We start from the raw sequence: 26807 nt of genomic DNA, 5'->3' as shown, positions 1-26807 counted from the left end.
TAAATATGGTGAGTGTAATGGGTAAAAGAGGATTGTTTTTAGTATGGCTGTGCCTGGTGAGTATTTTGCCAGGCATGGCTCAAACCGAGAAACTGATTGATTATGTGAATCCATTTGTGGGAACAGATGGTTATGGTAATGTGTATCCGGGTGCGCAGATTCCTTTCGGAGGAATTCAGATGAGTCCGGACACGGATAGTAAATACTATGATGCGGCTTCCGGTTATAAATATAATCATTCCACCTTGTTGGGGTTCAGTCTGACTCATTTAAGCGGGACTGGTATACCTGATTTGGGAGACTTCTTGTTTATTCCCGGAACAGGAGAGATGAAACTGGATCCGGGGACACGTGAGGAGCCGGAAAAGGGATACCGTTCACGTTATTCTCATGAAAAGGAATGGGCATCACCTAATTATTATGCGGTAGAACTGTCAGATTATGGAGTAAAGGCTGAAATGACGTCAGGAGTACGTAGTGGTATGTTTCGCTTCACCTATCCTCAATCGGATAAAGCTTTTATAATGATCGATATGAACCATACTTTATGGCAATCTTGTGAATGGGCGAATCTGCGCATGGAAAATGATTCTACCATCACCGGATATAAACTGGTAAAAGGCTGGGGACCGGAACGGCATATTTATTTCACGGCTACTTTCTCTAAAAAGTTGACCGGCTTGCGCTTTATGCAGAATAAGAAACCGGTGATTTACAATACCTCCCGGTTTCGTAGCAGCTATGAAGCTTGGGGAAAGAATCTGATGGCTTGCATCTCTTTTGATACAAAAGCCGGAGAGGAAGTGATTGTAAAAACTGCTATTTCATCGGTCAGCACAAACGGGGCAAAGAACAATATGGCGGAACTTGCCGGACTCGCTTTCGATGAACTGAAAGCTAAAGGAGAAGCACTGTGGGAAAAAGAACTTGGAAAATATACCCTTACTGCTGACCGTAAAACGAAAAGAACATTCTATACGTCGGCTTATCATGCGGCTTTGCATCCGTTCATCTTTCAGGATGCAGACGGGCAGTTTCGAGGATTAGATAAAAATATAGAAAAAGCCGAAGGATTTACCAACTATACGGTATTCTCTCTTTGGGATACCTACCGGGCTTTGCATCCCTGGTTCAATCTGGTGCAGCAGGAAGTGAATGCCGATATTGCCAATTCCATGTTGGCTCATTATGATAAAAGTGTGGAGAAAATGCTGCCTGTCTGGTCGTTTTATGGAAATGAGACTTGGTGTATGATTGGTTATCATGCAGTTTCCGTATTGGCTGACATGATTGTGAAGGGAGTAAAAGGGTTCGATTACGAACGTGCGTATGAGGCTATGAAGACCACGGCGATGAATCCGAATTATGACTGTTTGCCGGAATATCGTATGATGGGATATGTGCCTTTCGATAAAGAGGCGGAATCAGTATCTAAAACATTGGAATATGCGTATGATGATTATTGCATGGCACAGGCTGCCAAGGCTTTGGGTAAAGAGGATGATTATCGTTATTTCTTGAATCGTGCACTCTCTTATCAGACTTTGATTGATCCGGAAACGAAGTATATGCGTGGCAAGGACAGTCAGGGAAACTGGCGTACACCGTTTACTCCGGTGGCTTATCAGGGTCCCGGATCTGTAAATGGATGGGGGGATATTACGGAAGGCTTTACTGTACAATATACCTGGTACGTACCACAAGATGTACAAGGGTATATGAACGAAGCTGGCGAAGACTGGTTCCGCAACCGGTTGGATGAACTGTTCACAGTAGAGTTGCCGGATGACATTCCGGGAGCACATGATATTCAAGGCCGTATCGGAGCTTATTGGCATGGAAATGAACCTTGCCATCATGTAGCGTATCTTTATAATTACTTGAAAGAACCTTGGAAATGTCAGAAGTGGGTACGGACGATTGCTGAACGTTTCTATGGCGATACTCCAGATGCATTAAGTGGCAATGACGATTGTGGGCAGATGTCGGCTTGGTATATGTTCAATTGCATTGGCTTTTACCCGGTGGCTCCTTCAAGCAATATGTATAACATCGGTTCTCCTTGCGTTGAGGCAATAACAGTTCGGATGAGTAACGGAAAAGTTATTGAAATGGTAGCAGATAATTGGTCGCCGAAGAATGTGTATGTAAAGGAATTGTATGTGAATGGCAAGAAGCATGACAAATCTTATTTGAAATATGAGGATATACGTGATGGCGTGAAACTACGTTTTGTCATGAGCAGTAAACCGAATTATAAGCGTGCGGTATCGGATGAAGCGGTAGCTCCTTCTTTGTCGTTGCCCGGAAAGACAATGAAATATCAGGTAAATTTAATGAAAACGGGTATATCAAACCAGTGAAAATGACTTTTGAAGGAGTATTACCCAGTCCGTTTGATAGTACGAAGTGATGTTTTTATTACATTTGCCATTGTAAAACGATTATTAATTAAATATCTAAACCATGAGAAGATATTTCCTGTTAGTTGTGTGTTTGTGCTTGGCATCACTACTTCGTGCACAGAATAAGTTAGAGTTAATTTCTCCCAATGGAGAGCTGAAAGTGTCCTTGAATCTCTCGGATAAAATCTATTATAGTATAGATTATAACGGAGATGTATTGTTGAAAGACAATACCCTTCAGTTGACATTGAGGAATCAGGTGTTGGGAGAAAATCCCAAACTGCGCCGTCAGAAACGTACGAGTGTCGACGAGCAATTAACTCCTATTGTTCCTTTGAAATATGCGAAAGTCAATAATCGTTATAATCAATTGCTACTGACCTTTAAAGATTATTCAGTAGAATTCCGTGCTTTTGACGATGGAGTTGCTTACCGGTTTATTACCTCACAAAAAGGTGATGTTGAAGTAATGAACGAAGAGTTTGCTATCAACTTCCCGTCGGATTATCTTCTTCACTTGCAACAACCGGGAGGCTTCCATACAGCTTATGAGGAACCTTACACACATGTTCAAAGTAATGCGTGGAAGCCTGAAGAACGGATAGCTGTTTTGCCGGTATTGATTGACACACAAAAAGACTATAAAATATTAATCAGCGAGTCGGATCTGGCTGATTATCCATGTATGTTTCTCAAAGGAACGGGTACGAACGGAGCAATCTCTGTTTTTCCTAAAGCTCCGCTTGCGTTTGCCGAAAACAGTGATCGTAGCGTGAAGATTACTCAAGAAGCTGATTACATTGCTAAAACAAAAGGTACGAGAAATTATCCTTGGCGTTACTTTGTGATAAGTAAAAATGATAAGCAGTTGATTGAGAATACAATGACTTATAAACTGGCTGAAAAGAATCAACTTCAGGATATTTCATGGATTAAGCCGGGACAGGTGAGCTGGGAATGGTGGAATGACGCTTCTCCTTACGGACCGGATGTGAATTTTGTTTCCGGTTATAACTTGGATACTTATAAGTATTACATTGATTTTGCTTCTAAATTTGGTATTCCATATATCATTATGGATGAAGGCTGGGCTAAAAGTACACGTGATCCTTATACGCCTAATCCCAAAGTAGACTTGCACGAGTTGATTCGTTATGGCAAAGAAAAAAATGTAGGGATTGTGCTTTGGTTGACATGGTTGACGGTAGAAAACAATTTTGATCTCTTCAAGACTTTCAATGAATGGGGAGTAAAAGGACTTAAGATTGATTTCATGGACAGAAGCGATCAGTGGATGGTCAACTTTTACGAACGGGTAGCCCGAGAAGCAGCCAAACATCATTTGTTTGTCGATTTTCATGGCTCTTTCAAACCTGCCGGACTGGAATATAAATATCCGAATGTATTGTCTTACGAAGGAGTGCGTGGAATGGAACAAATGGGCGGTTGTTATCCGGATAATAGTCTGTATTTACCATTTATGCGTAATGCTGTCGGTCCGATGGATTATACTCCCGGAGCGATGATTAGTATGCAGCCTAATGTGTATCGCTCGGAACGTCCCAATGCTGCAAGTATCGGAACACGCGCTTATCAGTTGGCACTCTTTGTGGTTTTTGAAAGTGGTCTGCAGATGTTGGCGGATAATCCTACTCTTTATTATCGTAATGAAGATTGTACCCGTTTCATTACACAAGTTCCCGTAACGTGGGACGAGACTGTGGCACTGGAAGCTAAAGCGGGTGAATATGTCATTGTAGCAAAACGGAAAGGCGATAAGTGGTTTATAGGAGGAATGACTAACAATGGTAAAAAGGAACGTGAGTTTACCATAAAGTTAGATTTCTTGAATAAAGATCGCTCTTATCAAATGACATCTTTTGAGGATGGTATCAACGCAGGACGTCAGGCGATGGATTATCGTTGCAAGTCATCCCAGGTGAAAGCCGGGGAGCAGCTAACTATAAAGATGGTTAGAAATGGCGGCTTTGCAGCTGTCATTGAATGATGGCACATATTCTAACTTTCCATACGTAAAAATGGAAATCCTCTTTCAATCTATCACCATCCTTCTGAAACGCATTGTTCATCGAGCTTTCAGGGTGGTGATAGATTGTTCTCCACCTATCACCTAATCATTCATCTATCACCGTTTGAAATGAACATGCCTGCATATAAATATAAGCTTGTATGTAAATAGAAGTTTCAACAGGGGATACCTTTGGTTTCAAGGCGGGAAACTTTAGTTTCCATTAGGGGAAACTGCAGTTTCAGAGGCTTGAAACTAAAGTTTCCTCGGTGAGAAACAAAGTGTTTTACTACATGAAACTGTTTGTTTCAAGCGTTGAAACCAATCGTTTCACGGCACGAAACACTTTGTTTTGCTATTTGTTCTAAGAAGGCAATGTCTCGGAATCAACGTTTTCTCTTAGAGAACCACTCTTTAAACTCTGCTACTCGGGCTTTGCTGACAAGTATTTTTTCTTTGATTCCTGAATAATACAAGTTGATGGACAGGCGGCTGTTGAACCATAAGTCAATATCTTTAATAGCTTCTCGCGAAATAAGATATTGGCGGTTAGCCCGAAAGAAAAGAGAAGGATTGAGACACTCCGTAAGTTCATCTAATGTTTGAGAAAAACAGTATTCGGTTTCATCGGTTAAGACTACTTTGACCTGACAGTCCTTAATATAAAACAATTGTATCATATCTACAGAAACGGGTAATAGTTTGTCTCCTTTGGTAGGAATAAGGAAATGACTTTTATAGTTTTCCTGCTTTTGGAGTGAATGTATCAGTTTCAGTAGCTCATTCTCCTGTTGTGGAAAGGGGAACTGGTGTTTGTCAGCAGCATCTTGTAAACCTTGGAGCTTATCGAAAGCGTGTTCTATGTCTTCCTTACCGATGGGTTTTAATAAGTAGTCGATGCTGTTTACTTTAAATGCACGTAACGCATATTCATCATAGGCAGTTGTAAAGATAATCGGACAAGTAATATTGATATGATTGAATATCTCGAAGGCGGAACCATCTGCCAGGTGAATATCCATGAATACCAGTTCCGGCATCGGATGAGAACTGAACCATTCGATAGTGGAACTGATACTATCCAGTATGGTCACGATTTCTCCATTCGGTTTTATTTCATTAAGCAGTGAAGTCAGGTTTCGTACTGCTGCTTTTTCGTCTTCTATAATGACAATCTTCATGGTGATTATTGTTCTAGTTGTGATTTTTCAATCAAAGGAATACAAACTGTAAACTCTCTGTCCTCCGTTATTTGTATATCCCGTTTAAACAAGAGCCTGTATCGCTTGGCAAGGTTGGCAAGTCCGATACCGGTTCCGGAAGTTGCAGTCCATTTGGGCTGAATGTCGTTGCTGATAGACAAATTGCCGTTATCGTCCGTCGTGATATGAATGGTCAACGGCTTCCGGTTGCTGATTTCGTTGTGCTTTACTGCATTCTCAATCAACACTTGCACCGCCATTGGAGGGAGGAGATATTCTTCGTAGGCATTGCTTATCTGTATGTCGAATTGTAGATTGTTCTCAAAACGCATCTTTAATAGAAATATATAAGCGGAAACAAATTCCATTTCTTCCCGGAGACTGACACATTGTGACTCATTACTTTGCAAAGTATACCTTAGTACCCGGGAGAGTTCCTGAATGTAATCCTGCGCTTTATCCTGATTTTCGCGTACCAGCGAACGCAGGGTATTCAGCGAGTTGAACAGCATGTGTGGGTTCAGCTGATTCTTCAGTACTTCATACTGATTGCGGAGATTCTCTGCCTGAAGCTGTTCGTTTTCAATAAGTACCAGTTGCTGCTTGAATATAAGATGAATGATGCAGCAACTACTGGTGACGAGACATGCCACAATGAAATCCCGCAATGGATGCAAATAATGATGTACCATGGCATCGATGGCCGGAATATCAAACGTTCTGTGAAGGAAAACAAAAAACTGTCCTGACAAGTTACTCAATATCCATGTCACGATAAAGGAAAGCAAAATCTTTGTCCCTGTAATTTTAATGGAAGCCTGATTGAAATGAAACAAACGGGTATTGATGGCAAAAAGTAACAATAGCGACAGAAAGGTAAACAGTATTTCGTTTGCCACATCTATAAACTTCATCCCCGGGAATAAGGAATGACTTTCGAAACGGTCGAAAAGAGATACTGATTCAGGAAAATGAATCAGTACAGCAACCGCTAAGGAGATGATGACTGTGGAAAGTATATATTTATCTTTTTTTATTGCTTTGGCTATCATACAACAAAGATAGTGGTAAATTATGAGTTACCGGTTATAAAATGTCAATGCTGTTGTCACAGTTGGTCAATTATTGTTTCTGAATGTGTGCCGTGACATACATACCAGGGCGGAATTGTACATTTTCCTCCTTGATGGAAGCATACACTTCGAGCGAACGATTGGTTTCGTCTACTTTTTGTCCGATGGAAATCACGATACCGTGAAAGGTTTGTGTCCCCATTCCGTTTACCCGAAACTGTACCGGGCTGCCGACTTGTATGTCTGCAAGATCTTTCTCGTAAGTAGTCAGGCAAAGCATCGGGCTGCTTTTATCGATAAGTTCGCAAAGTGCTTCTCCCGGATTGATATATTTGCCGATATTCATCGCTACATTAGCGGCATAACCACTAATGGGGGCTTTGACTTCCAGTAGCGGTTGTATTCCGTTCTTAAGTAATGCCTCCGTTTGAACGCCTAAAAGAGAAAGTTGTGCAGCAGCGGCGTCCTGGCGACTCTTCATGGAGAGAAAGTCCGCTTTACTTTGCTGGAATTTCTTTTGAGAAGCTGCTTGTTCGGCAGACAGATTTTTTTGCCGTTCGTATTCAGCTAAGAGATATTCGGTCTGTGCGTGACTGTCCAGATAAGTTTGTTGCAGGGTGATGAACTCCGGATTCTCTAACGTGGCGATTACACTGTTTGCAGTCACCCATTGCCCTGGAAGCAGAGAAGCCTTTTTTACAATGCCTCCCATGGTTAAAGCAATGGTTGCCTGACGTTGAGGAGGAAGAACGATTCGTCCGTTGAACGAAACCTGATTAGGCTTTGAGGTAGCTGAAGTAATGGCATCCACTTCGGGTGGTGCGATGGTATCTGCTATCGTTTCGGCAACGGGAATTGCGGCGGATTCGTTATTTGTAGTTTGCTGGTTTCCTTTGCAAGCCGTTAGAACTAGTAAAAGGATGGGATAAACTATCTTTTTCATATCTTATGTTTTATAATAATTATTCTGGGTGATGTATGTCATTCAATGTCTCGATTTTCCACCTACTTGAAAAGTTCATATTCCAGTGCAGCAATATTGTATTGGTAGACTGTTTCAATATAGCCTCTGCGGATCTCTCTGGCGGTGGTAATCGACTGTATATATTCGGCAATGCCTGTTTCGCTCTGCTGCAATTGCAGGTTGGCTGCCTTTGTCAGTTCGTCCGCTTCTTTCAAGGCAGAAGAGGTATAATATCGTAAACTCTCGTTATATCTGCGGAGGGATGCTTCCAGTTCGAGTGTCTTATTTCTTAACTCCCGGATGTTGGCATCTGCCTGTATTTGCGCTGAAGTGGCAGTTAGCCGTGCCTGCTTCACTTTGCTCTTTTGTGGCAGGAAGTAGATGGGGAAAGAAACCCCGATCATCCAGGCATTCAGATTCTTAAGTGGGAGAATGTCCTGACGTGTATACCCCACACTGATTTCAGGAAAGAAATGGCTCTGCTCTACACGGAGCATTGCTTTCGCTTCATCTGCCTGGCTTTGAAAGTAGGCAGTATGTGCTCCCGACAGGTTTCCATCCGAAATGCCGGTATAGAATAAGGATAAAGTGGAATCCACCGGAACAATGGGATCGTTGGAGTAGCAACTCCATTGGAAACGTGCCAATGCCATTTTCTCTTCTTCTTTTGCTTGGAACCAGCGGTTATGCAGATCGGCAGCTATGGTGGTCATCATATTTTTCTCTAGCAAGGTAATCTCTCCTTGTTGGTATCGTAATTCTCCGATGCGCTGCAGTTCTTCTGCCATTTTATCCTGATCCCGATACATTGAACAGAGATTAGTGGCATATTGGTAGTAGGCCCACGCCCTTTTCACTTCTGCTGTGATTTCTTTCTCTACCATCTGCCGATAATAGGTGTTCGTTTTTACCTGACGGTTGACTAACGCATTCTTATAGAATGGCGTTAGAAGGGAGCCCAGGCTTTGCTCGAAAGCCAGTTCCTTGTCTTTTTTGTTTTCTCCGTTAAGTTGACCCCAGGAATAGCTGAACGAGGTAGGCGTTGCTTCTATCACTTCTCCGCGAGTGGCTTTGGCTTGTTGAATAGCATTATTGGCTATTTTCAGGCGAGGATGATTTTGTTTGGCTATTTCTATCGCCTGTTCGAGACTGACTGTTTGTGTCTGTTGAGCGGAAACGAACGCGGGAAGAAACAAGAACAGGAGACACAATCCTCCGAAAGGCCAGCGCAGTTTGACTCCCGGACGTCTCCAGGTAGCAAATGAATTTACAATTTTGTAAAACACCGGAATAATGAGTAAAGTCAGTACGGTAGAAATAATCAAGCCACCGATGACCACTGTTGCCAACGGACGTTGTACTTCTGCGCCGGCTGAAGTGGCTATTGCCATCGGGACGAATCCCAGAGATGCAACCAGTCCTGTCAGGAATACAGGACGGAGCAAGTGTGGAGTCCCTCTTTTGATAATCTGGTTTGTAGTCATGGAATAGGTATTTTGTTTACGAAGTTCGTTGAAGTGATTTACCATCAGGATACCATTCAATACTGCCACCCCGAACAAAGCGATGAATCCTACTCCGGCCGATATGCTAAACGGAAGTCCGCGTAGCCAAAGTGCGGCGATACCACCGATGAGCGATAGGGGGACGGTTGAGAATACCATCAGGGTATAGGTGATGTTCTTGAATGCGAAGAACAGAATCAATAGAATGAGCATTAATGCTACGGGGATGACCACCAGTAAGGTATTGATGGCATTTTGCAAGTTTTCGAACTGGCCGCCGTATTCGAAGTAATATCCCGGCTTCAGTTTGATGTTCTTGTTCAATGTCTCTTGAATATTGGCGACAACTTGCTGGATGTCTGCGTCACGCACATTGACACCGATGACGATGCGCCGTTTGGTTGCATCCCGGTTGATTTGCAGTGGCCCACTGACAAGGTCGATGCTTGCTACCTCTCCAACAGGGATTTGAATTCCTTCCGAAGTGCGTACAAATAACTTATCAAGATTCAAGTCGGCCACTTTCTCCTGGTCAAGCCGGACCACGAGATCGAATCTCCGTTCGTTTTCAAAGATTACACCTGTTGACTCTCCGGCATAGGCAGTTCGGATAATGGTGTTAAGCTCTTGTATGTTGATGCCGTAACGGGCTATTTTGCCACGGTTGTATTTCACTACCAATTGAGGTAATCCCATCGTCTGCTCAACGATGACATCCGCTGCTCCTGGCACTTTTTCTACAAAGGTAGCTGCTTCTTTGGCTCTTTCATATAATTCGTGCGTGTCTTCTCCATATAATTTGATGGCAATATCTGCTTTTGCTCCCGTCATCAGCTCGTTGAAGCGAAGTTGTATCGGTTGCGAGAAGTTGAATTCGGCACGTTCGGAGAGCGGAGCAAGTGCGTCTTTCATTTTATCCACCATTTCTGCACGGCTTCCGGCACTTGTCCATTCTTTGAATGGTTTCATGATAATCATCACATCGGCGTCTTCCACCGCCATCGGGTCAGTGGGAACTTCCGCCGTTCCTATTTTGGCTACAACATGTTTGATTTCAGGGAATTTATCCATTAATGCTTTCTCTGCCAAGCGGGATACTTCGATACTTTCGGTCAGCGAACTTCCTGCGGGTAGTGTCATTTGCATGGCAAAATCTCCTTCGTCCAAAGTGGGAATGAACTCTGCTCCCAGGCGGGTAAAGAGAAAAAGTGAACCGATCAGTGCGGAGAAGGCTACGATGACGGTACGCCATTGGTAACGAAGACAGGCACGCAGGGTGTACTGGTAGGTCTTGTTCAGTTTCTCGAAGAAGCGGTCGGCAAGGGTGGGTTTCACAACAATGGTATGCTTCAGAAAGAGGGAGGCCATCATAGGAACATAAGTCAGTGAAAGAATTAAGGCTCCGATAATACAGAACACAAGTGTTTTGGCCATGGGGGTGAAGTATTTCCCTTCAATCCCGTTCAATGTAAGGATGGGGAAGAAGACGATAAGGATAATCAACACTGCAAAAGTGGCCGAACGTGCAACGCCGGAAGCTCCTTTTTCCACTTCTTTGTCCATCTCTTTGCGGGTCAGTGTGCGGCCTCGGAATTGTTTTCCGTAAATGTGAGCGAGGATACCTTCCAAGATAACGATAGAGCCATCTACTACAATACCAAAGTCAATGGCACCGAGACTCATTAGATTGGCGGTGACATTGAATACACGCATCATGATAAAAGCGAAGAGCATTGCCAGCGGGATGACGGATGCGACAATCAGTCCGGCACGGAGGTTGCCGAGGAAGAGGATGAGTACAAGGAAGACGATAACCGCTCCTTCAATCAGGTTGTTGACAACCGTAGAGATGTTCCGGTTTACCAGTTCCGAACGGTTCAAGTAAGGTTCTATACTGACTCCTTCGGGTAATAGCTGCTGTATTTTTTTTACCCGTTTTTCGAGTTCTTGAGTCACTACATTTGCGTTGGCACCTTTTAGCATCATGGCAATTCCGCCGACACACTCGCCCTCACCATCCTTTGTCATGGCACCGAAACGCTTTGGAGAACCGAAGCGGACAACTCCTACATCACTGATATGTACCGGAATCCCATTTCGGTTGGTCACTACAATCTGTTCAATATCCTTGATGCGGGTAATCATACCTTCCGACCGGATATAGTAGGCGTTCTTTATCTTCTCAATGTAGCTTCCGCCGGTATTTTGGTTGTTGCTGCTAAGTGCTTCGAACACCTCGCCGATAGTGATATTCAAAGAAAACAGGGCGTCCGGATCGACGGCTACTTCATATTGTTTCAGGTAACCGCCGAAACTATTGATTTCTACTATACCGGGTATACCAGACAACTGACGTTTCACCATCCAGTCTTGAATGGTGCGGAGTTCCATTGCGTCATATTTCTTCTCATATCCGGGAGCTACCTTCAATATATACTGGTAAATCTCTCCCAGACCGGTGGTGATGGGCATCATCTCCGGTGTTCCGAGTTCGGAGGGAATCTCGCTTGTTACGCTTTGTATTTGTTCATTTATCAACTGCCGTGCATCGAGTGTGGGGACACTTTCTTTAAAAACGACCGTTACGACCGATAGCCCGAAGCGGCTGACAGAACGGATATCTTCGACATTCATAATATTGCTCATCGCTATTTCGATAGGCATAGTGATGAGTTGTTCCACCTCTTGTGGCGCGAGTGTAGGAGATACGGTCACTATTTGTACCTGATTATTGGTAATGTCGGGCACGGCATCAATAGGTAGTGTCAGCATCGCATAGATACCTCCGATAAACAGGAAGAGAGTAGTGAGTCCTACAAATAGTTTCTTCTTGATTGAAAAACGTACAATAGCTGTAAACATGACTTTCGTTGTATTATTATTTCACAGTACAAAATTACTGCCTATCTTCATCCGTTATCACTAAGAATAAATGAAGCGGAAAGATTGTGGGGTGAAGTGACGGATTGGGGAATTGAAAGATGTAAAATCATTGTTCTTGTTTCACTGCTGAACAAACATTTCTTTCAGTTTACTCGTTTAATATAAAAACAAACTAAATGTATATTCAACATGAAAACATTCGTCTTGATGATGGTAAGCCTGTTGTTTGCAATTTCTTCGGAAGCGCAAAACAAGTCTTTTTATGATTTTACAGTGAAAACTATTGATGGTAAGGACTTTCCTCTTTCTTCACTGAAAGGTAAGAAAGTGCTGGTAGTCAACGTGGCATCTAAGTGTGGGCTGACGCCCCAGTATGCTCAACTGGAGAAACTATATGAGAAATATAAAGAAAAAGACTTTGTTATTATCGGTTTTCCGGCGAATAACTTTATGGGACAAGAGCCGGGTAGTAATGAGGAAATAGCTAAGTTCTGTTCTTTGAACTACGATGTTACTTTTCCGATGATGGCTAAGATTTCCGTTAAAGGAAAAGATATGGCTCCTCTTTACCAATGGTTGACGGAGAAAAAACAGAATGGGAAAGAAAACGCACCGGTTCAGTGGAACTTTCAGAAGTTTATGATTGATGAGAACGGAAACTGGGTGGGAGCTGTGTCCCCGAAAGAAAGTCCGTTCTCTGAAAAGATTATTACTTGGATAGAGAAGGAATAAGAGAAACTTTTTTCAGCTCTTCTTCGAAGTTGGGAGTGAAGATTCCTTTACCCAGATTTTCTTTTATTTCTTCGATCTTCCAAAATCGTCCACCGTCCAGTTCGTCGCTGGGATGGATTTCTTCCTCATAAACGGTTTTGTGGACAAAAACAAGCTCTTTTTCACGGCTGGATTCAAAAACATAACTGGTGAGAAGCTCGGGAGTGAAGTCTGTGATGCCCAATTCTTCACGGACTTCTCTCTTTAGGGCGATTTCTACGCTTTCGCCCAAATCAATATGTCCGCCTACAGCCGTATCCCATTTCCCCGGTTGAATGTCTTTCCATTCGGGTCGTTTCTGTAAATAGATGTCTCCTTGGGTATTGAATACGTGAAGGTGAACTACCGGATGAAGCAGTTTGCTACCGCTGTGACATTCTTCGCGAGTGGCGGCTCCGGTGATATTTCCCTGTTCGTCTACGATAGGGAACATTTCTTGGTTATTATCGCTTGGCATAGTGTCTTTTATATTGCGTAAAATCTTTCAGAGAGGAGAATATCTTATGGTATTAATAAAGAAGAATCTCCATAACTTAGGAATCGGAAATCATGCGCCAGTGCATAATCATAAATAGTGTGCCAATTCCCTTTTACAAAAGCTGAAACCAAAAGCAGCAAGGTACTTTGCGGCTGATGGAAATTAGTAACCATCGCCTTTACTATTTTATAATTGTATCCCGGTGCTATGATAATCTGTGTACTGGTGTGAAGGGTTTCCAAACCATTCCTGTCGAGATATCCTAATATCTTTTGCAGCGCAACAACGGGAGGAATCTGGTCGTACTTTTCATAAGGCTGCCATTGTTTGACACGTAGTTCTTCTTCCGTAGCATACGGATTTTCAGCCAATGTAACTCCAATGTGATACAGGCTTTCCAGAGTCCGTACAGAAGTAGTTCCTACTGCAATAGCACAACCGTCGTGGTCAATCAGTTTTTTGATGGTACTCCGATTGACCGATATATATTCCGTGTGCATCTCGTGACCTTCGATTTCTTCACTTTTTACAGGTTTGAATGTGCCTGCTCCTACATGTAGAGTTAATTCTTCAAGATCAATCCCTTTTTCTTGAAGAGCATCCAATACTCGTGGAGTAAAATGTAATCCCGCCGTAGGCGCAGCTACCGAACCTTTAATCTTAGAATAAACAGTCTGATAAGTCTCCTTGTCACTTTCTTCCGTATCCCGGTTTAAGTAAGGAGGAATAGGAAGTTCTCCGAATACTTCAAGGATATCGGCAAACGTCACTTCCGGATTATCCCATGCAAAATCTACCCAATGGCTGGTTCCTTTACATTCTCCTCGGGTAGCGGTCAGGGTAATAGGGAATCCTTTGACGGTCATTTCGCGTTTCAATTGTCCGTCTTTCCATTTCTTCAGATTGCCGATCATGCAAAGCCAGGCGGCATGTGCTGTCTGTTGGAAATTCAAGACATAATCGTTTGGCTGAATCGGTTCAAGACAAAACACTTCGATCAGTGCTCCCGTCTCTTTTCGAAAATGGAGGCGTGCCTGAATGACTTTTGTATTATTGAATATCATCAGACTGCCTTGCGGCAGATATTCCGGCAAAGACGTGAAAACATCTTCACTAACTTCTCCACGACGGTATATTAAGAGTTTGGACTGGTCGCGGGTAGGCAACGGGAATTTAGCAATACGTTCATCCGGAAGAGGATAACTGTATTCACTGATATGGATATGTCTAGGATCTTCTTTCATTGTTTTCTAAAATAAAAAGAGGTTAGAACCCATTCGGTTTCTAACCTCTTTAACCAGTCGGGGTGACTGGATTCGAACCAGCGACCACTCGCCCCCCAGACGAGTACTCTAACCGGGCTGAGCTACACCCCGAATTGCGGATGCAAAAGTACAGATTAATTTTTAATTAGCAAATAATCCGTTGATTTTTCTAGTATGAATAGTGCCGATTTATAGCTATTATTCTGATTATTAGTCTTTCTTGTGATTATACAAATCTTTATTTCAATGAGTTAGTAGTTTTTTTGATTGCCTCTTATGTGATATAATAGTACATTTCTTTAATTTTGCTTGAATTAGAAAACAATCTGCTTATTTTTCATTTGAAAGCATTAATCCTTTTCTTGTCCTAAAAACACTATAAAAAACAGGTCAGTCTATAATAAAACGAAATAGGAAAATGATAAATGAACTAACAATCAGAGAGTTTGTTTATAAATTAATGCAAATAAAAGGTGTTTGACTTCCTTAGTATGATACTATATTTCCATTTTTGGTGCGTGGTAAATTAGGAAGTTATACATTTGTAAAAAGACTTAGTTTAGAAAGGTGTTAAATGTTAGACATTAAAAATAGAGAGACATTAGAGATATACGTCCTGGGTGACGATTTTAAATTTTATCAAAATCTGAAGTATCTTCCTTTGACTTCTTATCCTTCTAATAATCAATCAGCTTTGATTATATATTGTTTAGGTGGAAAGGCCACAATTACAGTGCATGAAGATGTACATTGGATACAACCGGAGGAATTGATTATATTATTACCCGGACAATTTGTCTCATTTAGTGAGCCAAGTGAAGATTTCTCGACCGTTACGATGGTTATATCTACTTCACTGTTTAGTGATGCGTTAAGTGGTGTACCCAGATTTTCTCCGCATTTCTTTTTCTATATGCGGACTCATTACTGGTATCCGCAGACGGAACGCGATATTCCTCGGATATATAATTATCTGGGTATGATAAAAGATAAAGTTACCTCTCAAGATATATATAGGCGTGAGCTGATTATTCATTTGTTGAGGTATCTGTATCTGGAACTGTTCAATGCTTATCAAAAGGAATCGACCTTGATGACTGCCCGCAGGGATACCCGTAAAGAAGAGTTGGCTAATAAATTTTTTGGGCTTATCATGAAGCATTTTAAGGAGAATAAGGATGTGGCTTTTTATGCGGATAAACTGTGTATTACTTCCAAATACCTGACTATGGTAATTAAGGAGACAAGCGGGAAGTCTGCTAAAGACTGGATTGTTGAATACATCATATTAGAAATCAAGGCTTTGTTGAAAAACACAAGCCTGAACATTCAGGAAATAGCGATTAAAACGAACTTTGCGAATCAATCGTCGCTTGGACGTTTTTTTAGAAAGCATACAGGAATGTCGCTTTCACAATATCGAATGAGTAACTTAGAACAATAGTGCGGACAATTGCCTCACAATAGGCAATAATATCTATAGGGATTGGGAAGAGAAAGGGAATGAAGTCTATTTCATTCCCTTTTATTATGCGGTATATCTGATGTAGGATGGATTAAATTCCCATACATTCGCGATAGAAGTCGAGCATTTCGAAGATAGTGTCCTTATCGGCAGTCTGATTGATGCAAATGTCTCCAATATCTTTCAGTAAGGTGAAATTGATAGTACCTGAAGTATTTTTTTTATCATGCGTCATAAATGCATACAGTTGGTCATATTTCTTGCAGTCGAAAGTAAATACGCCATAATTATCCTTGATAAACTGGATCGTTTGCCGCATTTTCTCTTTCGGGAAACCTACTTTGAGATGAGAAAGATACAGTTCGCACACAATTCCCCAAGCTACTGCATATCCATGTAATACAGGACGGTTTTCTGCCAGTGCCATACTTTCGAACGCATGTCCTACGGTGTGTCCTAGATTTAATGCTTTGCGGATTCCATGTTCGAAGGGATCCTGTTCTACAATATCTTCTTTCACTTGTACCGATTGGCCTACCAATTGTTTGAGAGCTGCATAATCAATACTAGAGGAATCGAAATTGAGCAATTCTGCCCAATGTGCCGTATTGCTAATCAAACCATGCTTCAACATTTCAGCATATCCGGAGAAGAAATTGTGTGTGTCCAATGTGCGCAGGAATTCAGTTTCAATCAATACACTGTTTGCCGGAGCGAAAGCACCGATTTCATTTTTCAGTCCGTTGAAGTTGATTCCTGTTTTACCCCCCACTGATGCGTCCACCATAGCGAGCAGAGTGGTTGGTATATTGATATAGGAAATGCCCCGTTTGAATGTAGCTGCGGCAAAACCTCCGAGATCTGTCACCATCCCTCCTCCAAGATTGATAAGTAAAGAGTGGCGGGTAGCCCCTTGAGTACTTAATGCCATCCAGACGGAAGCGAGTGTTTCCAGAGTTTTATGCACATCTTCTGCTCCGATACAGATTTCTACAGCATCTTTTAACAGATCCGATTCCTTTAGAGAAGGGAGACAAAGACGCTGGGTATGCTCGTCTGTGAGGACGAATAATTTGTCATGCGGACATAGCTCAATGGCACGACCGAGGCTCGTTTCCAAGCTTTCGCAGAGAATAACTTCTTGTTTACTCATGATTCTTTTGCTTTTTTACTCTGCAAATGTATATAAAATATCTTTTTTTACTTACTTTTGTCTCATTAAAACGTTTAATCATGAAAGCATTATTACCTGTATATTGTCGTCCTTTAGGATATGTTGTCTTGTTGGTAGCTCTGTTCATCCCTTTTATTTTGGTGATGCAGGGAGTAGTAACTGATACTAACTTGCTGTTTTATAAAGAATGTACAAAGTTGTTGATGATGGCAGGATGCTTGTTAATAATCTTTGCATTGAGTAAGAATGAAAGCCGTGAAACGGAGCAAATCCGGAATTCGGCTGTTCGTAATGCTATCTTTTTGACATTCTTGTTCGTCTTTGGTGGTATGTTGTGGCGTGTTATGCAAGGAGATGTGATAAACGTCGATACTTCCTCTTTCCTTACTTTTCTGGTTTTTAATGTGCTTTGTCTGGAGTTTGGTCTGAAAAAAGCGCTTGTTGATCGATTCTTTAAAAGATAATTTTCTTTTCAATTAAACCTTTTACGATTCGATTTGTCAAAAAGACATTGTTATTGCTACTAATATAATCGTAAATAAGGTAAATGAAAAGATTTTCAGCAGGGTTGGTGCTGATGTTGCTATGCACCTTCTCAATTTTTGCACAGAATAAGGTTATTACCGTTTCGGGACGTGTGGTGGAATCCGATACTAAAGAGCCCGCAGCGCAGGCTACAGTTCAATTGCTATCATTACCTGATAGTGCTTATGCCGCCGGTATAGCCAGTAGTAACCAAGGATGGTTTACTCTCCCCAAAGTAAAAGCCGGAAAATATGTGTTGAAAGTTTCCTATATTGGATTCCGAACCAAGCTCGTACCGGTACAATTATCTGCTAACGCCACTGATAAAAAATTGGGAACCATTACATTGGACCCTGATGCTGTCATGCTGAAGGAAGCGGTGATTACTGCCGAAGCTCCGCAGGTGGTCGTGAAAGAAGATACGCTGGAATATAACTCAACAGCTTACCGTACTCCCGAAGGGGCGATGCTCGAAGAGTTGGTGAAGAAACTTCCGGGAGCAGAAATAGACGATGACGGTAACGTCAAAATCAATGGTAAAGAAGTAAAGAAGATTATGGTGGATGGTAAAGAGTTCTTTGGCGGTGATGTGAAAACCGGATTGAAGAACTTACCGGTCAACATGATCGACAAACTGAAAACATACGATAAAAAATCGGACTTGGCACGTGTTACCGGAATAGATGACGGAGAAGAAGAAACTGTTCTTGACCTGAAAGTGAAGAAAGGTATGAATCAAGGTTGGTTTGGTAATGCAAGTGTTGCCGGTGGTACAGAAGATCGTTACGGAAGCAACTTGATGTTGAATCGTTTTGTCGATAATAGCCAATTCTCTTTAATCGGTTCTGTTAATAATGTGAACGATCAGGGATTCTCCGGTGGAGGTGGCGGACCTCGTTTCCGGAACAGCAATGGTTTGACTGCTACCAAGATGTTAGGGGCTAACTTTGCTACCCAGACTGAAAAATTGGAACTGGGAGGTAGTGCCCGTTATAATTTCAGTGATCGGGATGCAACATCTACAAACTACTCGGAACGTTTCCTGCAAAATGGAAATTCTTATTCAAATTCGAACAGTAAAGGCCGCAATAAGAATACGAACTTTAATGCAGACTTTCGGTTGGAGTGGAAACCGGACACATTGACAAATATCATTTTCCGTCCGAACGTTTCTTATGGAAAGTCTAATAGTTATTCTATTTCCGAATCGGGTACTTTTAATGGAGATCCATTTAATTTGGTGTCTAATCCTAATGAGTTTTTGAATAAGATTTTCTGGGGAAGTACGGATGATCCTTTAGAAGCTATTCGTGTCAACGCCAGTAATAGTGAATCAAAATCTGAAGGGCAGAATCTCTCTGCAAATGCTTCTTTGCAAGTGAATCGTAGATTGAATAATCAGGGACGAAACATCACTTTCCGTGGTACATTTAGTTATGGAGATAATGACAGCGAACAGTTTAGTGAATCATTGACGCGTTATTTTGATGATAATGCAAAAAAAGAAGATGATGAGCGTAAACAATATACTACTTCTCCAACCAAGAATTATGATTATACTGCCGAACTGACTTATAGCGAACCGATTGCGAGAGCTACCTTCTTACAGTTCCGCTATAAATTTCAATATAAATATAGTGAAAGTGACAGAAGTACATACAGCTTGATTCCTGATGCCGATAAAGGACAGGATTGGTTTTGGAATTTTGGTGATGGCCTGCCTGTAGGATATGAAGAGAATAAAGATAGAGATTTGAGTAAGTATGCTCAATATAAATATTATAACCATGATATTAATGCAGGACTAAATATTATCCGCGAGAAATATAGATTGAACTTTGGAGTATCTTTGCAACCGCAGAACACCAGATTGGATTATAAGAAGGCCGAAGTAGATACTGTGGTAAAAAGAAATGTGTTCAATTTTGCTCCTAACGTTGATTTTCGTTACAGATTTTCTAAAGTCAGCCAGTTGCGCTTTACCTATCGGGGACGTGCAAGCCAGCCGAGTATGGAAAATTTGCTTGATGTAACTGATGACTCTAATCCGTTGAATATCCGTAAGGGTAATCCGGGATTGAAACCTTCTTTCTCTCATTCTATGCGTTTGTTTTATAATACTTATAATGCAGATAAACAGCGTGGCATGATGGCTCATGCAAACTTGAATATGACTCAAAATAGCATTACTAATGCCACTACTTATAATCAGAGTACTGGTGGAGTGACTGTTAAACCGGAGAATATCAACGGAAACTGGAATGCGATGGGAATGTTTGGATTCAATACAGCATTGAGAGACAAGCGGTTTACCATAAATTCTTTTTCCCGTGCTAATTATACCAATGCGGTTTCTTATCTTTTTAATGACGATACTAAAATAAATGACAAGAACACTAGTACGACACTGACTTTCGGAGAGAATTTGAATGGAACTTTCCGTAACGACTGGTTTGAATTTACCTTGAATGGTTCAATCAACTATAACTTTGAGCGAAATCAACTGCGTCCGGAAAACAATCAAGAACCCTATACATTTGGTTATGGTGCAAGTACTAATATCTCTTTACCTTGGAGTATGACGTTGTCTACCAATATCACTAATAACGCTCGTCGTGGTTATCGTGATGCCAGTATGAATAAGAATGAACTTATTTGGAATGCACAGATTGCCCAAAACTTCCTGAAAGGCAATGCCGCAACCATCAGTTTTGAAGTATATGATATTCTGCGGCAGCAATCTAATATCAGCCGTTCGTTAACAGCCGATATGCGTTCTGTTTCTGAATATAACGGAATTAATAGCTACTGCATGCTTCGTTTCTCTTATCGTCTGAATGTTTTTGGAAATAAAGAAGCTCGCGGCAATATGCGTCATGGCGGTTTTGATGGTGGTGGACCTCGTGGCCCGCGTGGTGGCTTTGGAGGTGGCAGACCACACTAAAGCAGAGTAATAGGTTTAAATAAAAACAGGAAGTCCCGGCACAACGATTCAATGTTGTTGCCGGGACTTCTTTGTTAATCCGAGAATTTACTCTATATTTGTTGTTTAGTATCCGTATGAAAGGAGATTCCTATGATTGATTGGAACTATATGCTTAGCCAGATAGCAACAGTGGCTTTTGATATTCTTTATTTTGGAGCCATTATCGGTACGATTGTCATCATCATTCTTGACAACCGGAATCCGGTTAAAACCATGGCATGGATACTCATATTACTTTTCCTTCCTATTGTCGGACTTGTCTTTTATTTTTTCTTTGGGCGGAGTCAACGTCGCGAACGTATCATTGGGCAAAAAAGCTACGACCGCTTATTGAAGAAACCAATGGCCGAATATCTCGCACAGGATTGTTCGGACGTTCCTTATGAATACTCCCGTCTTATTCAGCTTTTCCAGCAAACGAATCAAGCGTTTCCATTTGAGGGGAACCGTGTGGCAGTCTATACCGAAGGATATACCAAACTTCAATCATTGTTGCGTGAACTGCAAAAAGCGAAGCAGCATATCCACATGGAATATTACATCTTTGAAGATGACGCTATCGGGCGTATGGTCAGGGATGTGCTGATAGAAAAAGCTTCTCACGGGGTTGAAGTACGGGTTATCTATGATGATGTAGGTTGCTGGCATGTGCCTAACCGTTTTTTTGAAGAAATGCGCAATGCCGGTATTGAAGTCAGGAGCTTTTTGAAAGTACGTTTTCCCTTATTTACCAGTAGGGTGAATTACCGCAACCATAGAAAGATTGTCGTTATTGACGGACGCGTGGGCTTCGTTGGGGGAATGAACCTGGCAGAACGTTATATGCGTGGCTTTTCTTGGGGGATTTGGCGAGATACGCATATCATGTTGGAAGGCAAGGCAGTGCATGGTTTACAAACGGCTTTTTTGCTTGATTGGTATTTTGTAGACCGTACGTTGATAACCGCTTCCCGTTATTTTCCGAAGATTGACTCTTGCGGAAGTTCTTTAGTGCAAATTGTCACGAGTGAGCCTATCGGGCCATGGAAAGAAATCATGCAGGGATTGACTGTTGCCATTACCAGTGCAAAAAAATATTTCTATATGCAAACACCTTATTTTTTGCCTACAGAACCAATATTAGCAGCTATGCAAACAGCAGCATTGTCTGGGGTGGATATACGCTTGATGTTACCGGAACGTGCAGATAACTGGATAACTCATCTTGGATCGCGTTCTTATTTGGCAGATGTGATGCAGGCAGGTGTTAAGGTCTATTTTTATAAGAAAGGTTTTCTACATTCTAAGCTGATGGTTTCAGATGATATGCTTTCCACTGTAGGCTCTACCAATGTTGACTTCCGTAGCTTTGAGCATAACTTTGAGGTGAATGCTTTTATGTATGACGTAGAAACTGCCCTTGAAATGAAAGAAATATTTCTTCAGGACCAGCGCGAAAGTACACAGATCTTTTTGAAGAATTGGGGCAGACGTTCGTGGAGACAAAAAGCTGCGGAGTCTATCGTGCGTTTATTGGCTCCGCTACTTTAATAAGGATGAAATTGTATTTGGATCTTATCTGAACAGTGAGAAGTTTACGCTTCCATACACCCTTCTCTCAATGAAATGTGGATTCTCTTCGAAGTTATTATCTTTTCCGTGTTCTAGTACCAATAATCCTCCTTCTTTGAGAAGATTGTTTTGGAAAATTAATTCGGGGATTGTTTCCAACTCTTTTAAAGCGTAGGGAGGATCGGCAAAAATGAAGTCGAACTGTTCGCGGCCATTCTTGATAAACTTGAATACATCTCCGCGTATCGGCAGACATTTGTCTGTCTGCACCTCTTTCATGATTTTGCAGATGAATGAGTGATGTGCAGGATCTTTCTCAATGCTGATAACACGGTCGCATCCGCGGGATACCAGTTCGATACTGATGCTTCCTGTCCCGGCAAACAAATCAAGAGCTGTTATTCCTTCTTCAAAATCGATATAGTTATTGAGTACATTAAACAGATTTTCTTTGGCGAAATCTGTTGTGGGGCGTGCTTTAAATGTTCGAGGCACGTCAAATCTTCTTCGTTTGTAAATACCGCTGATTACTCGCATGTTAATAAGGCTTGCATGTCAATATTAGTTGCAGGATTCATGATGAATACCTGTAGGATAAACTTTTTCAATTCACTCATTAAAACGTCTTTCTCCGGAAGTATTCCGGTTAGGTGTAACTCATCCCGTTCCTGATTAAACTCCAGTTGTTTCCAGGCGTACAATAAATAGTAAATACGGTCTTCTGTGTGCGTACATTCAAAGGAATTAGCCAGAAGCAGATGTCCTCGTTCAAAACAATAGATGTCAATACCGTCTTTGCGTACAGAAGCATACATCTTCTTACTGTTTCCCAATCTGCTTTTTACAGAAAAATAATCGATGAATGGAGTAGATTGAGAATAGAAACGAGCTTCGGGATATTGTTCATTCAAAAAGGTCTGTGCGCTTTTGTCTATGCCGAAGATGACAGCTACATTATTCTTTCTTAGAATATTATAGAGCACCGTTTCGTTTTCTCTTTTCTGATGATTATGATAAAACAGAAGTTCCGCCTGTCCCTCCTCAAATAAGTCTAATGGCGCAATTGTAAAACGCTTGCTTGCCATCATTATATTTACCCGTTTGTAAGGATGATTTAGGAAGTCCGATTCGTGAAAGACCGCCTTTAGATTGGCTGTAAGGGATAGAGATGTGTCTATCTCTTTCTCTATTATTGAAAGCGAATCGTCATGAATCGGGTTATAGATAGAAAAAGAAAATCCATCCGTACTAAGACGGATGGATAAAGTATATTGTTTTGATTTAGTAAAATCAATCATTATTCCCAGTTACCAGCACCATTGTTTGGAGTATCGATAGAACCTACCATCAAGCCGCTATATTTACCTAGTTTAGAATCCAGGTCTTTTAGGTTGATGATTTCTTGTTTGTCAAGTCCGCTCAAATAAGTTTCGTATGGAGCTTTCACTTCGAACAAATATACTGGAGCACCAGACTTGGCAGTGTCATTTTTCACGTTCATTTCGAATTGAGCACCATTTCCGTGAGGAATATATTTCATAGAGTCGGCATTGAATCCTTTTGGATAGATAGTATCCAATACAGCTACCCACATAGTGTCACGTTTGAAGTTTTCAAGTCCCCATTTCTTAACTTCATCGTATCTACCGGTTTTCTTTGCTTTTTCGATGATAGCCATGGCTTTCTTTTCAGTCAGTCCGTCTTCCAATTGCTTGTCAGTTAACATTCCCATCTTCATAACGAACGGCAATTTTTGATTTTTAACGAAATCAATCAGTGTGTCTAATTTGGGTGCATACATTCCGCGGTGCAGCGAACGGTATTCCTGCTGTGCCTTACGGATGTCGATCAAACGGGCAATGACTGCTTTTTCTCTTTCTTTTTTTGCGTTTTCAAAATTGATAGGACCCATAATGCTGGTGTAACAGATGTAAATCAGTGCAGCAGCACAAAGCACCAATACAATATTAAATACTGTTTTCATGATAAATTATGTTTTTAGTTGTTATATTCGCATCGCAAAAATAGAATAAATAAATTTAAATACGATAGTTCCTCGAACTTTTTTCTCGTACAAAAATGATAAATAACTATTTAGAAAGGCAAATTAAGGAAAATTTTCCTTATCAGCCAACTTTAGAGCAGGAAATTGCTGTAAAATCTCTTTCAGAGTTTCTGCTGTCCACACTGGCAGATGAAGTCTTTATCTTAAGAGGCTATGCTGGTACTGGTAAAACATCGTTGGTAGGGGCATTGGTGAAAACGATGGATCAGCTGCAGCAGAAATCTGTATTGTTGGCTCCTACAGGACGTGCGGCAAAAGTTTTTTCAGCGTATGCAGGACATCCGGCTTTTACTATTCATAAAAAAATATATAGACAACAATCTTTTTCTAATGAGCTTAGTAACTTTTCGATCAATGACAATTTAGCTACCAATACATTGTTTATTGTCGACGAGGCTTCCATGATTTCAAACGAAGGACTGTCGGGTAGTATGTTTGGAACAGGACGTTTATTGGATGATTTGGTGCAATTTGTGTATTCGGGACAAGGTTGCCGACTCTTGTTGATGGGAGATACAGCACAGCTTCCCCCGGTAGGTGAGGAGTTGAGTCCTGCGCTTTTTGCTGATGCATTGAAAGGTTATGGACTTGAAGTACGTGAGATTGATCTTACCCAAGTGGTTCGGCAGGTGCAAGAATCCGGAATATTGTGGAATGCCACGCAGTTGAGGCAACTGATAGCGGAGGATGATTGTTATTCCTTACCTAAGATAAAAATAACAGGTTTTCCTGATATTAAACTGGTACCCGGAACTGAACTGATAGAAGAACTGACTAATTGTTACGATCATGATGGTATGGATGAAACGATTGTTGTCTGTCGATCTAATAAACGTGCTAACTTATATAATAATGGAATACGTGCACAAATTCTTTGGCGTGAAGATGAATTGAACACAGGAGATATGTTGATGATAGCCAAAAATAATTACTATTGGACAGAGAAATATAAGGAGATGGATTTTATCGCTAATGGAGAAATTGCAGTTGTCCGGCGTGTTCGTCGAACTCGTGAAATATATGGTTTTCGTTTTGCCGAAGTTACTCTCCGCTTTCCTGATCAGAATGATTTTGAATTGGATGCGAATCTATTATTAGACACTTTACATTCGGACTCACCTGCATTGCCGAAAGAAGACAATGACCGATTGTTCTATACGGTACTTGAGGATTATATAGATATTCCAAACAAAAGAGACCGGATGAAAAAGATGAAAGCCGATCCGCATTACAATGCTTTGCAGGTGAAATATGCATACGCAATAACCTGTCATAAAGCGCAAGGCGGACAGTGGCAGAATGTGTTTTTAGATCAGGGGTATATGACAGATGAGTATTTGACTCCGGATTATTTCCGGTGGTTGTATACAGCTTTTACTCGGGCGACAAAGACACTGTATTTGGTGAATTACCCGAAAGAGCAGGTGGAATAGTTTTGTTTTTTGAATGACTCTTAATCTTTATATGATTTAGAGTTTTAAGGTTACATTGATTATATAATCAGTTGATTTCAATATTGTTGGATTCAAAAAGGTCTTTGAGTACTGGTTGTGGTTTGTTTATAGATGAAAAGAGTATTTTAAGATAAGAGCTAGCATTAGATAAAAATAGATAGCAATAATCCCTTTATTTGACTCTATTCACAGATTTGGAAAGAGTAAATAAAGGGATTCTCTATAAATTATTTCTCTATATATTAATTATTTGTAAACAATAGTAGTTGCATCATTCTTAGTTAACTTTGGTATCACTTGACCAGTCTTTAAATAAAGAGTCTTAATTTTGCTGCTACGATTGGCGTTTAAGTTTGTTAATGCAGGACATTCCGAAGCATCAATTGACGTAACATAATCATAACTTGCATACCAGGAAACAAGACTTAAATCCAAAGACTCAAGTTTACTACTGATGACTTTAAGACTTTCTGCCTCCGAATAAACATAGCTACCTCCTGCATTGAAACTAGTAATTGGATTATCTCCCAAATTATACTCTTCACAAATAGTAGGGCTATTAAATGTGAGTGATGATACCTTATGTAAACCTGAAATATCAAGCTTTTTCATGTTTGAACAATAACCTAAACGTAATGAAGTCAGGTTAGGGAAATACTCTATTCCGGTTAAATCTTTAATCTGGTTAGAGTATGAGGTGTTAGAGAATGAAGTTGCGTTTAATCCTTCTTCAAGAATAATACATTTGGTATCATCAATAGGGAGAGCCCAACCGTTAGATATACAAAGTGCTCGAAGAACGGCATCTGGAATTTCCACAGGGCTGGCGTCCGGATCTTTTTGAACAATAGCAATATCTTTTACTAATGTACCACTGGTTTGGGCAATATGAATTGTACCTCCACGCGAAGCTGGTGATGCGGATAGTTTATAAGTAGGGATATTCAGTAAATGTTCCTCTTTCTAAAAAATCAAGAGAAAAGCTTTGCTTTACGTGAGCTTTTCTCTTGAT

Annotated in this window: 19 protein-coding genes and 1 tRNA gene; 8 read left to right on the top strand and 12 right to left on the bottom strand. The window is 41.0% G+C overall.

What is annotated here, in order from left to right; all coding sequences use genetic code 11:
• Window positions 1-5 precede the first annotated feature (5 nt).
• Window positions 6-2363, top strand: coding sequence for a GH92 family glycosyl hydrolase (locus LPH68_RS17540; protein ID WP_192921142.1), 2358 nt, complete (start codon window positions 6-8; stop codon window positions 2361-2363).
• A 103-nt stretch (window positions 2364-2466) separates the two neighbouring features.
• Window positions 2467-4413, top strand: a complete 1947-nt coding sequence (locus LPH68_RS17535; RefSeq protein ID WP_128859408.1) for a glycoside hydrolase family 97 protein — start codon at window positions 2467-2469, stop codon at window positions 4411-4413.
• 407 nt (window positions 4414-4820) lie between these two features.
• Here LPH68_RS17535 and LPH68_RS17530 read toward each other — a convergent pair whose 3' ends face one another.
• From LPH68_RS17530 to LPH68_RS17515, 4 genes are all read right to left on the bottom strand, one after another.
• Complete coding sequence (locus LPH68_RS17530; protein WP_004311025.1) at window positions 4821-5615, bottom strand: LytTR family DNA-binding domain-containing protein; 795 nt, start codon at window positions 5613-5615, stop codon at window positions 4821-4823.
• Between the two features lie 5 nt (window positions 5616-5620).
• Window positions 5621-6688, bottom strand: a complete 1068-nt coding sequence (locus LPH68_RS17525) for a sensor histidine kinase (RefSeq protein WP_004313051.1) — start codon at window positions 6686-6688, stop codon at window positions 5621-5623.
• A gap of 70 nt (window positions 6689-6758) precedes the next feature.
• On the bottom strand, window positions 6759-7652 hold the full coding sequence (locus LPH68_RS17520) for an efflux RND transporter periplasmic adaptor subunit (protein ID WP_151923012.1): 894 nt from the start codon (window positions 7650-7652) through the stop codon (window positions 6759-6761).
• Between the two features lie 62 nt (window positions 7653-7714).
• The gene (locus LPH68_RS17515; RefSeq protein ID WP_087321647.1) at window positions 7715-12040 is read right to left on the bottom strand and encodes a CusA/CzcA family heavy metal efflux RND transporter; all 4326 of its coding nucleotides are present in this window, start codon (window positions 12038-12040) and stop codon (window positions 7715-7717) included.
• 210 nt (window positions 12041-12250) lie between these two features.
• Between LPH68_RS17515 and LPH68_RS17510 the strand changes: the two genes are divergently transcribed.
• Complete coding sequence (locus tag LPH68_RS17510) at window positions 12251-12793, top strand: glutathione peroxidase (protein ID WP_151923013.1); 543 nt, start codon at window positions 12251-12253, stop codon at window positions 12791-12793.
• Here the strand turns inward: LPH68_RS17510 and LPH68_RS17505 are convergent.
• The 3 genes from LPH68_RS17505 to LPH68_RS17495 form a co-directional block, all read right to left on the bottom strand.
• Window positions 12771-13289, bottom strand: coding sequence for an NUDIX domain-containing protein (locus LPH68_RS17505; RefSeq protein ID WP_151923014.1), 519 nt, complete (start codon window positions 13287-13289; stop codon window positions 12771-12773). The two genes, LPH68_RS17510 and LPH68_RS17505, sit on opposite strands and share 23 nt — an antisense overlap.
• Window positions 13290-13333: 44 nt before the next feature.
• On the bottom strand, window positions 13334-14554 hold the full coding sequence (locus tag LPH68_RS17500) for an S-adenosylmethionine:tRNA ribosyltransferase-isomerase (protein WP_151923015.1): 1221 nt from the start codon (window positions 14552-14554) through the stop codon (window positions 13334-13336).
• A gap of 57 nt (window positions 14555-14611) precedes the next feature.
• Window positions 14612-14686, bottom strand: a tRNA-Pro gene (locus LPH68_RS17495).
• A gap of 463 nt (window positions 14687-15149) precedes the next feature.
• Between LPH68_RS17495 and LPH68_RS17490 the strand changes: the two genes are divergently transcribed.
• The gene (locus LPH68_RS17490; RefSeq protein ID WP_230297034.1) at window positions 15150-16019 is read left to right on the top strand and encodes an AraC family transcriptional regulator; all 870 of its coding nucleotides are present in this window, start codon (window positions 15150-15152) and stop codon (window positions 16017-16019) included.
• Window positions 16020-16131: 112 nt separating this feature from the next.
• On the opposite strand, the gene aroB is transcribed toward LPH68_RS17490, so the two are convergent.
• Window positions 16132-17193 (bottom strand): 3-dehydroquinate synthase, encoded by a 1062-nt coding sequence (gene aroB / locus LPH68_RS17485; RefSeq protein WP_008020580.1) that lies wholly within the window; start codon window positions 17191-17193, stop codon window positions 16132-16134.
• Between the two features lie 80 nt (window positions 17194-17273).
• Between aroB and LPH68_RS17480 the strand changes: the two genes are divergently transcribed.
• The 3 genes from LPH68_RS17480 to cls all read left to right on the top strand — a co-directional run bounded on the left by LPH68_RS17480 (window position 17274) and on the right by cls (window position 22255).
• Entirely contained in the window at window positions 17274-17678 is a 405-nt protein-coding gene (locus LPH68_RS17480; protein WP_004305412.1) for a hypothetical protein, read from the top strand.
• An 83-nt stretch (window positions 17679-17761) separates the two neighbouring features.
• A complete protein-coding gene (locus tag LPH68_RS17475; protein ID WP_151923016.1) occupies window positions 17762-20683 on the top strand; it encodes a TonB-dependent receptor in 2922 nt (973 codons plus the stop codon).
• A 132-nt stretch (window positions 20684-20815) separates the two neighbouring features.
• A complete protein-coding gene (cls, locus tag LPH68_RS17470) occupies window positions 20816-22255 on the top strand; it encodes a cardiolipin synthase (protein WP_004301164.1) in 1440 nt (479 codons plus the stop codon).
• A gap of 24 nt (window positions 22256-22279) precedes the next feature.
• Here the strand turns inward: cls and LPH68_RS17465 are convergent, their stop codons facing one another.
• From LPH68_RS17465 to LPH68_RS17455, 3 genes are read right to left on the bottom strand one after another with little or no spacing between them, the layout of a single operon-like run.
• Entirely contained in the window at window positions 22280-22813 is a 534-nt protein-coding gene (locus LPH68_RS17465; protein WP_049701858.1) for an RsmD family RNA methyltransferase, read from the bottom strand.
• Window positions 22804-23574, bottom strand: a complete 771-nt coding sequence (locus LPH68_RS17460) for a DUF3822 family protein (protein WP_004323629.1) — start codon at window positions 23572-23574, stop codon at window positions 22804-22806. The genes LPH68_RS17465 and LPH68_RS17460 overlap by 10 nt, the downstream gene beginning before the upstream one ends.
• Window positions 23574-24260 carry a hypothetical protein gene (locus LPH68_RS17455; protein ID WP_004301363.1) on the bottom strand — a complete coding sequence of 229 codons (687 nt, stop codon included), beginning with the start codon at window positions 24258-24260 and terminating at the stop codon, window positions 23574-23576. The genes LPH68_RS17460 and LPH68_RS17455 overlap by 1 nt, the downstream gene beginning before the upstream one ends.
• Before the next feature lie 95 nt (window positions 24261-24355).
• Here LPH68_RS17455 and LPH68_RS17450 point away from each other — a divergent pair, with 95 nt between their 5' ends.
• Complete coding sequence (locus LPH68_RS17450; RefSeq protein ID WP_074557448.1) at window positions 24356-25774, top strand: ATP-dependent RecD-like DNA helicase; 1419 nt, start codon at window positions 24356-24358, stop codon at window positions 25772-25774.
• Between the two features lie 267 nt (window positions 25775-26041).
• Here the strand turns inward: LPH68_RS17450 and LPH68_RS17445 are convergent, their stop codons facing one another.
• Window positions 26042-26614, bottom strand: coding sequence for a hypothetical protein (locus LPH68_RS17445; protein ID WP_230297033.1), 573 nt, complete (start codon window positions 26612-26614; stop codon window positions 26042-26044).
• Window positions 26615-26807: the final 193 nt, after the last annotated feature.

Source organism: Bacteroides sp. 1_1_30, from assembly GCF_020982715.1.
GTDB classification, from domain to species: Bacteria; Bacteroidota; Bacteroidia; order Bacteroidales; family Bacteroidaceae; genus Bacteroides; species Bacteroides xylanisolvens.
The sequence above is the reverse complement of the archived record's forward strand: the minus strand, read 5'-3'. Positions and strand labels throughout refer to the sequence as shown.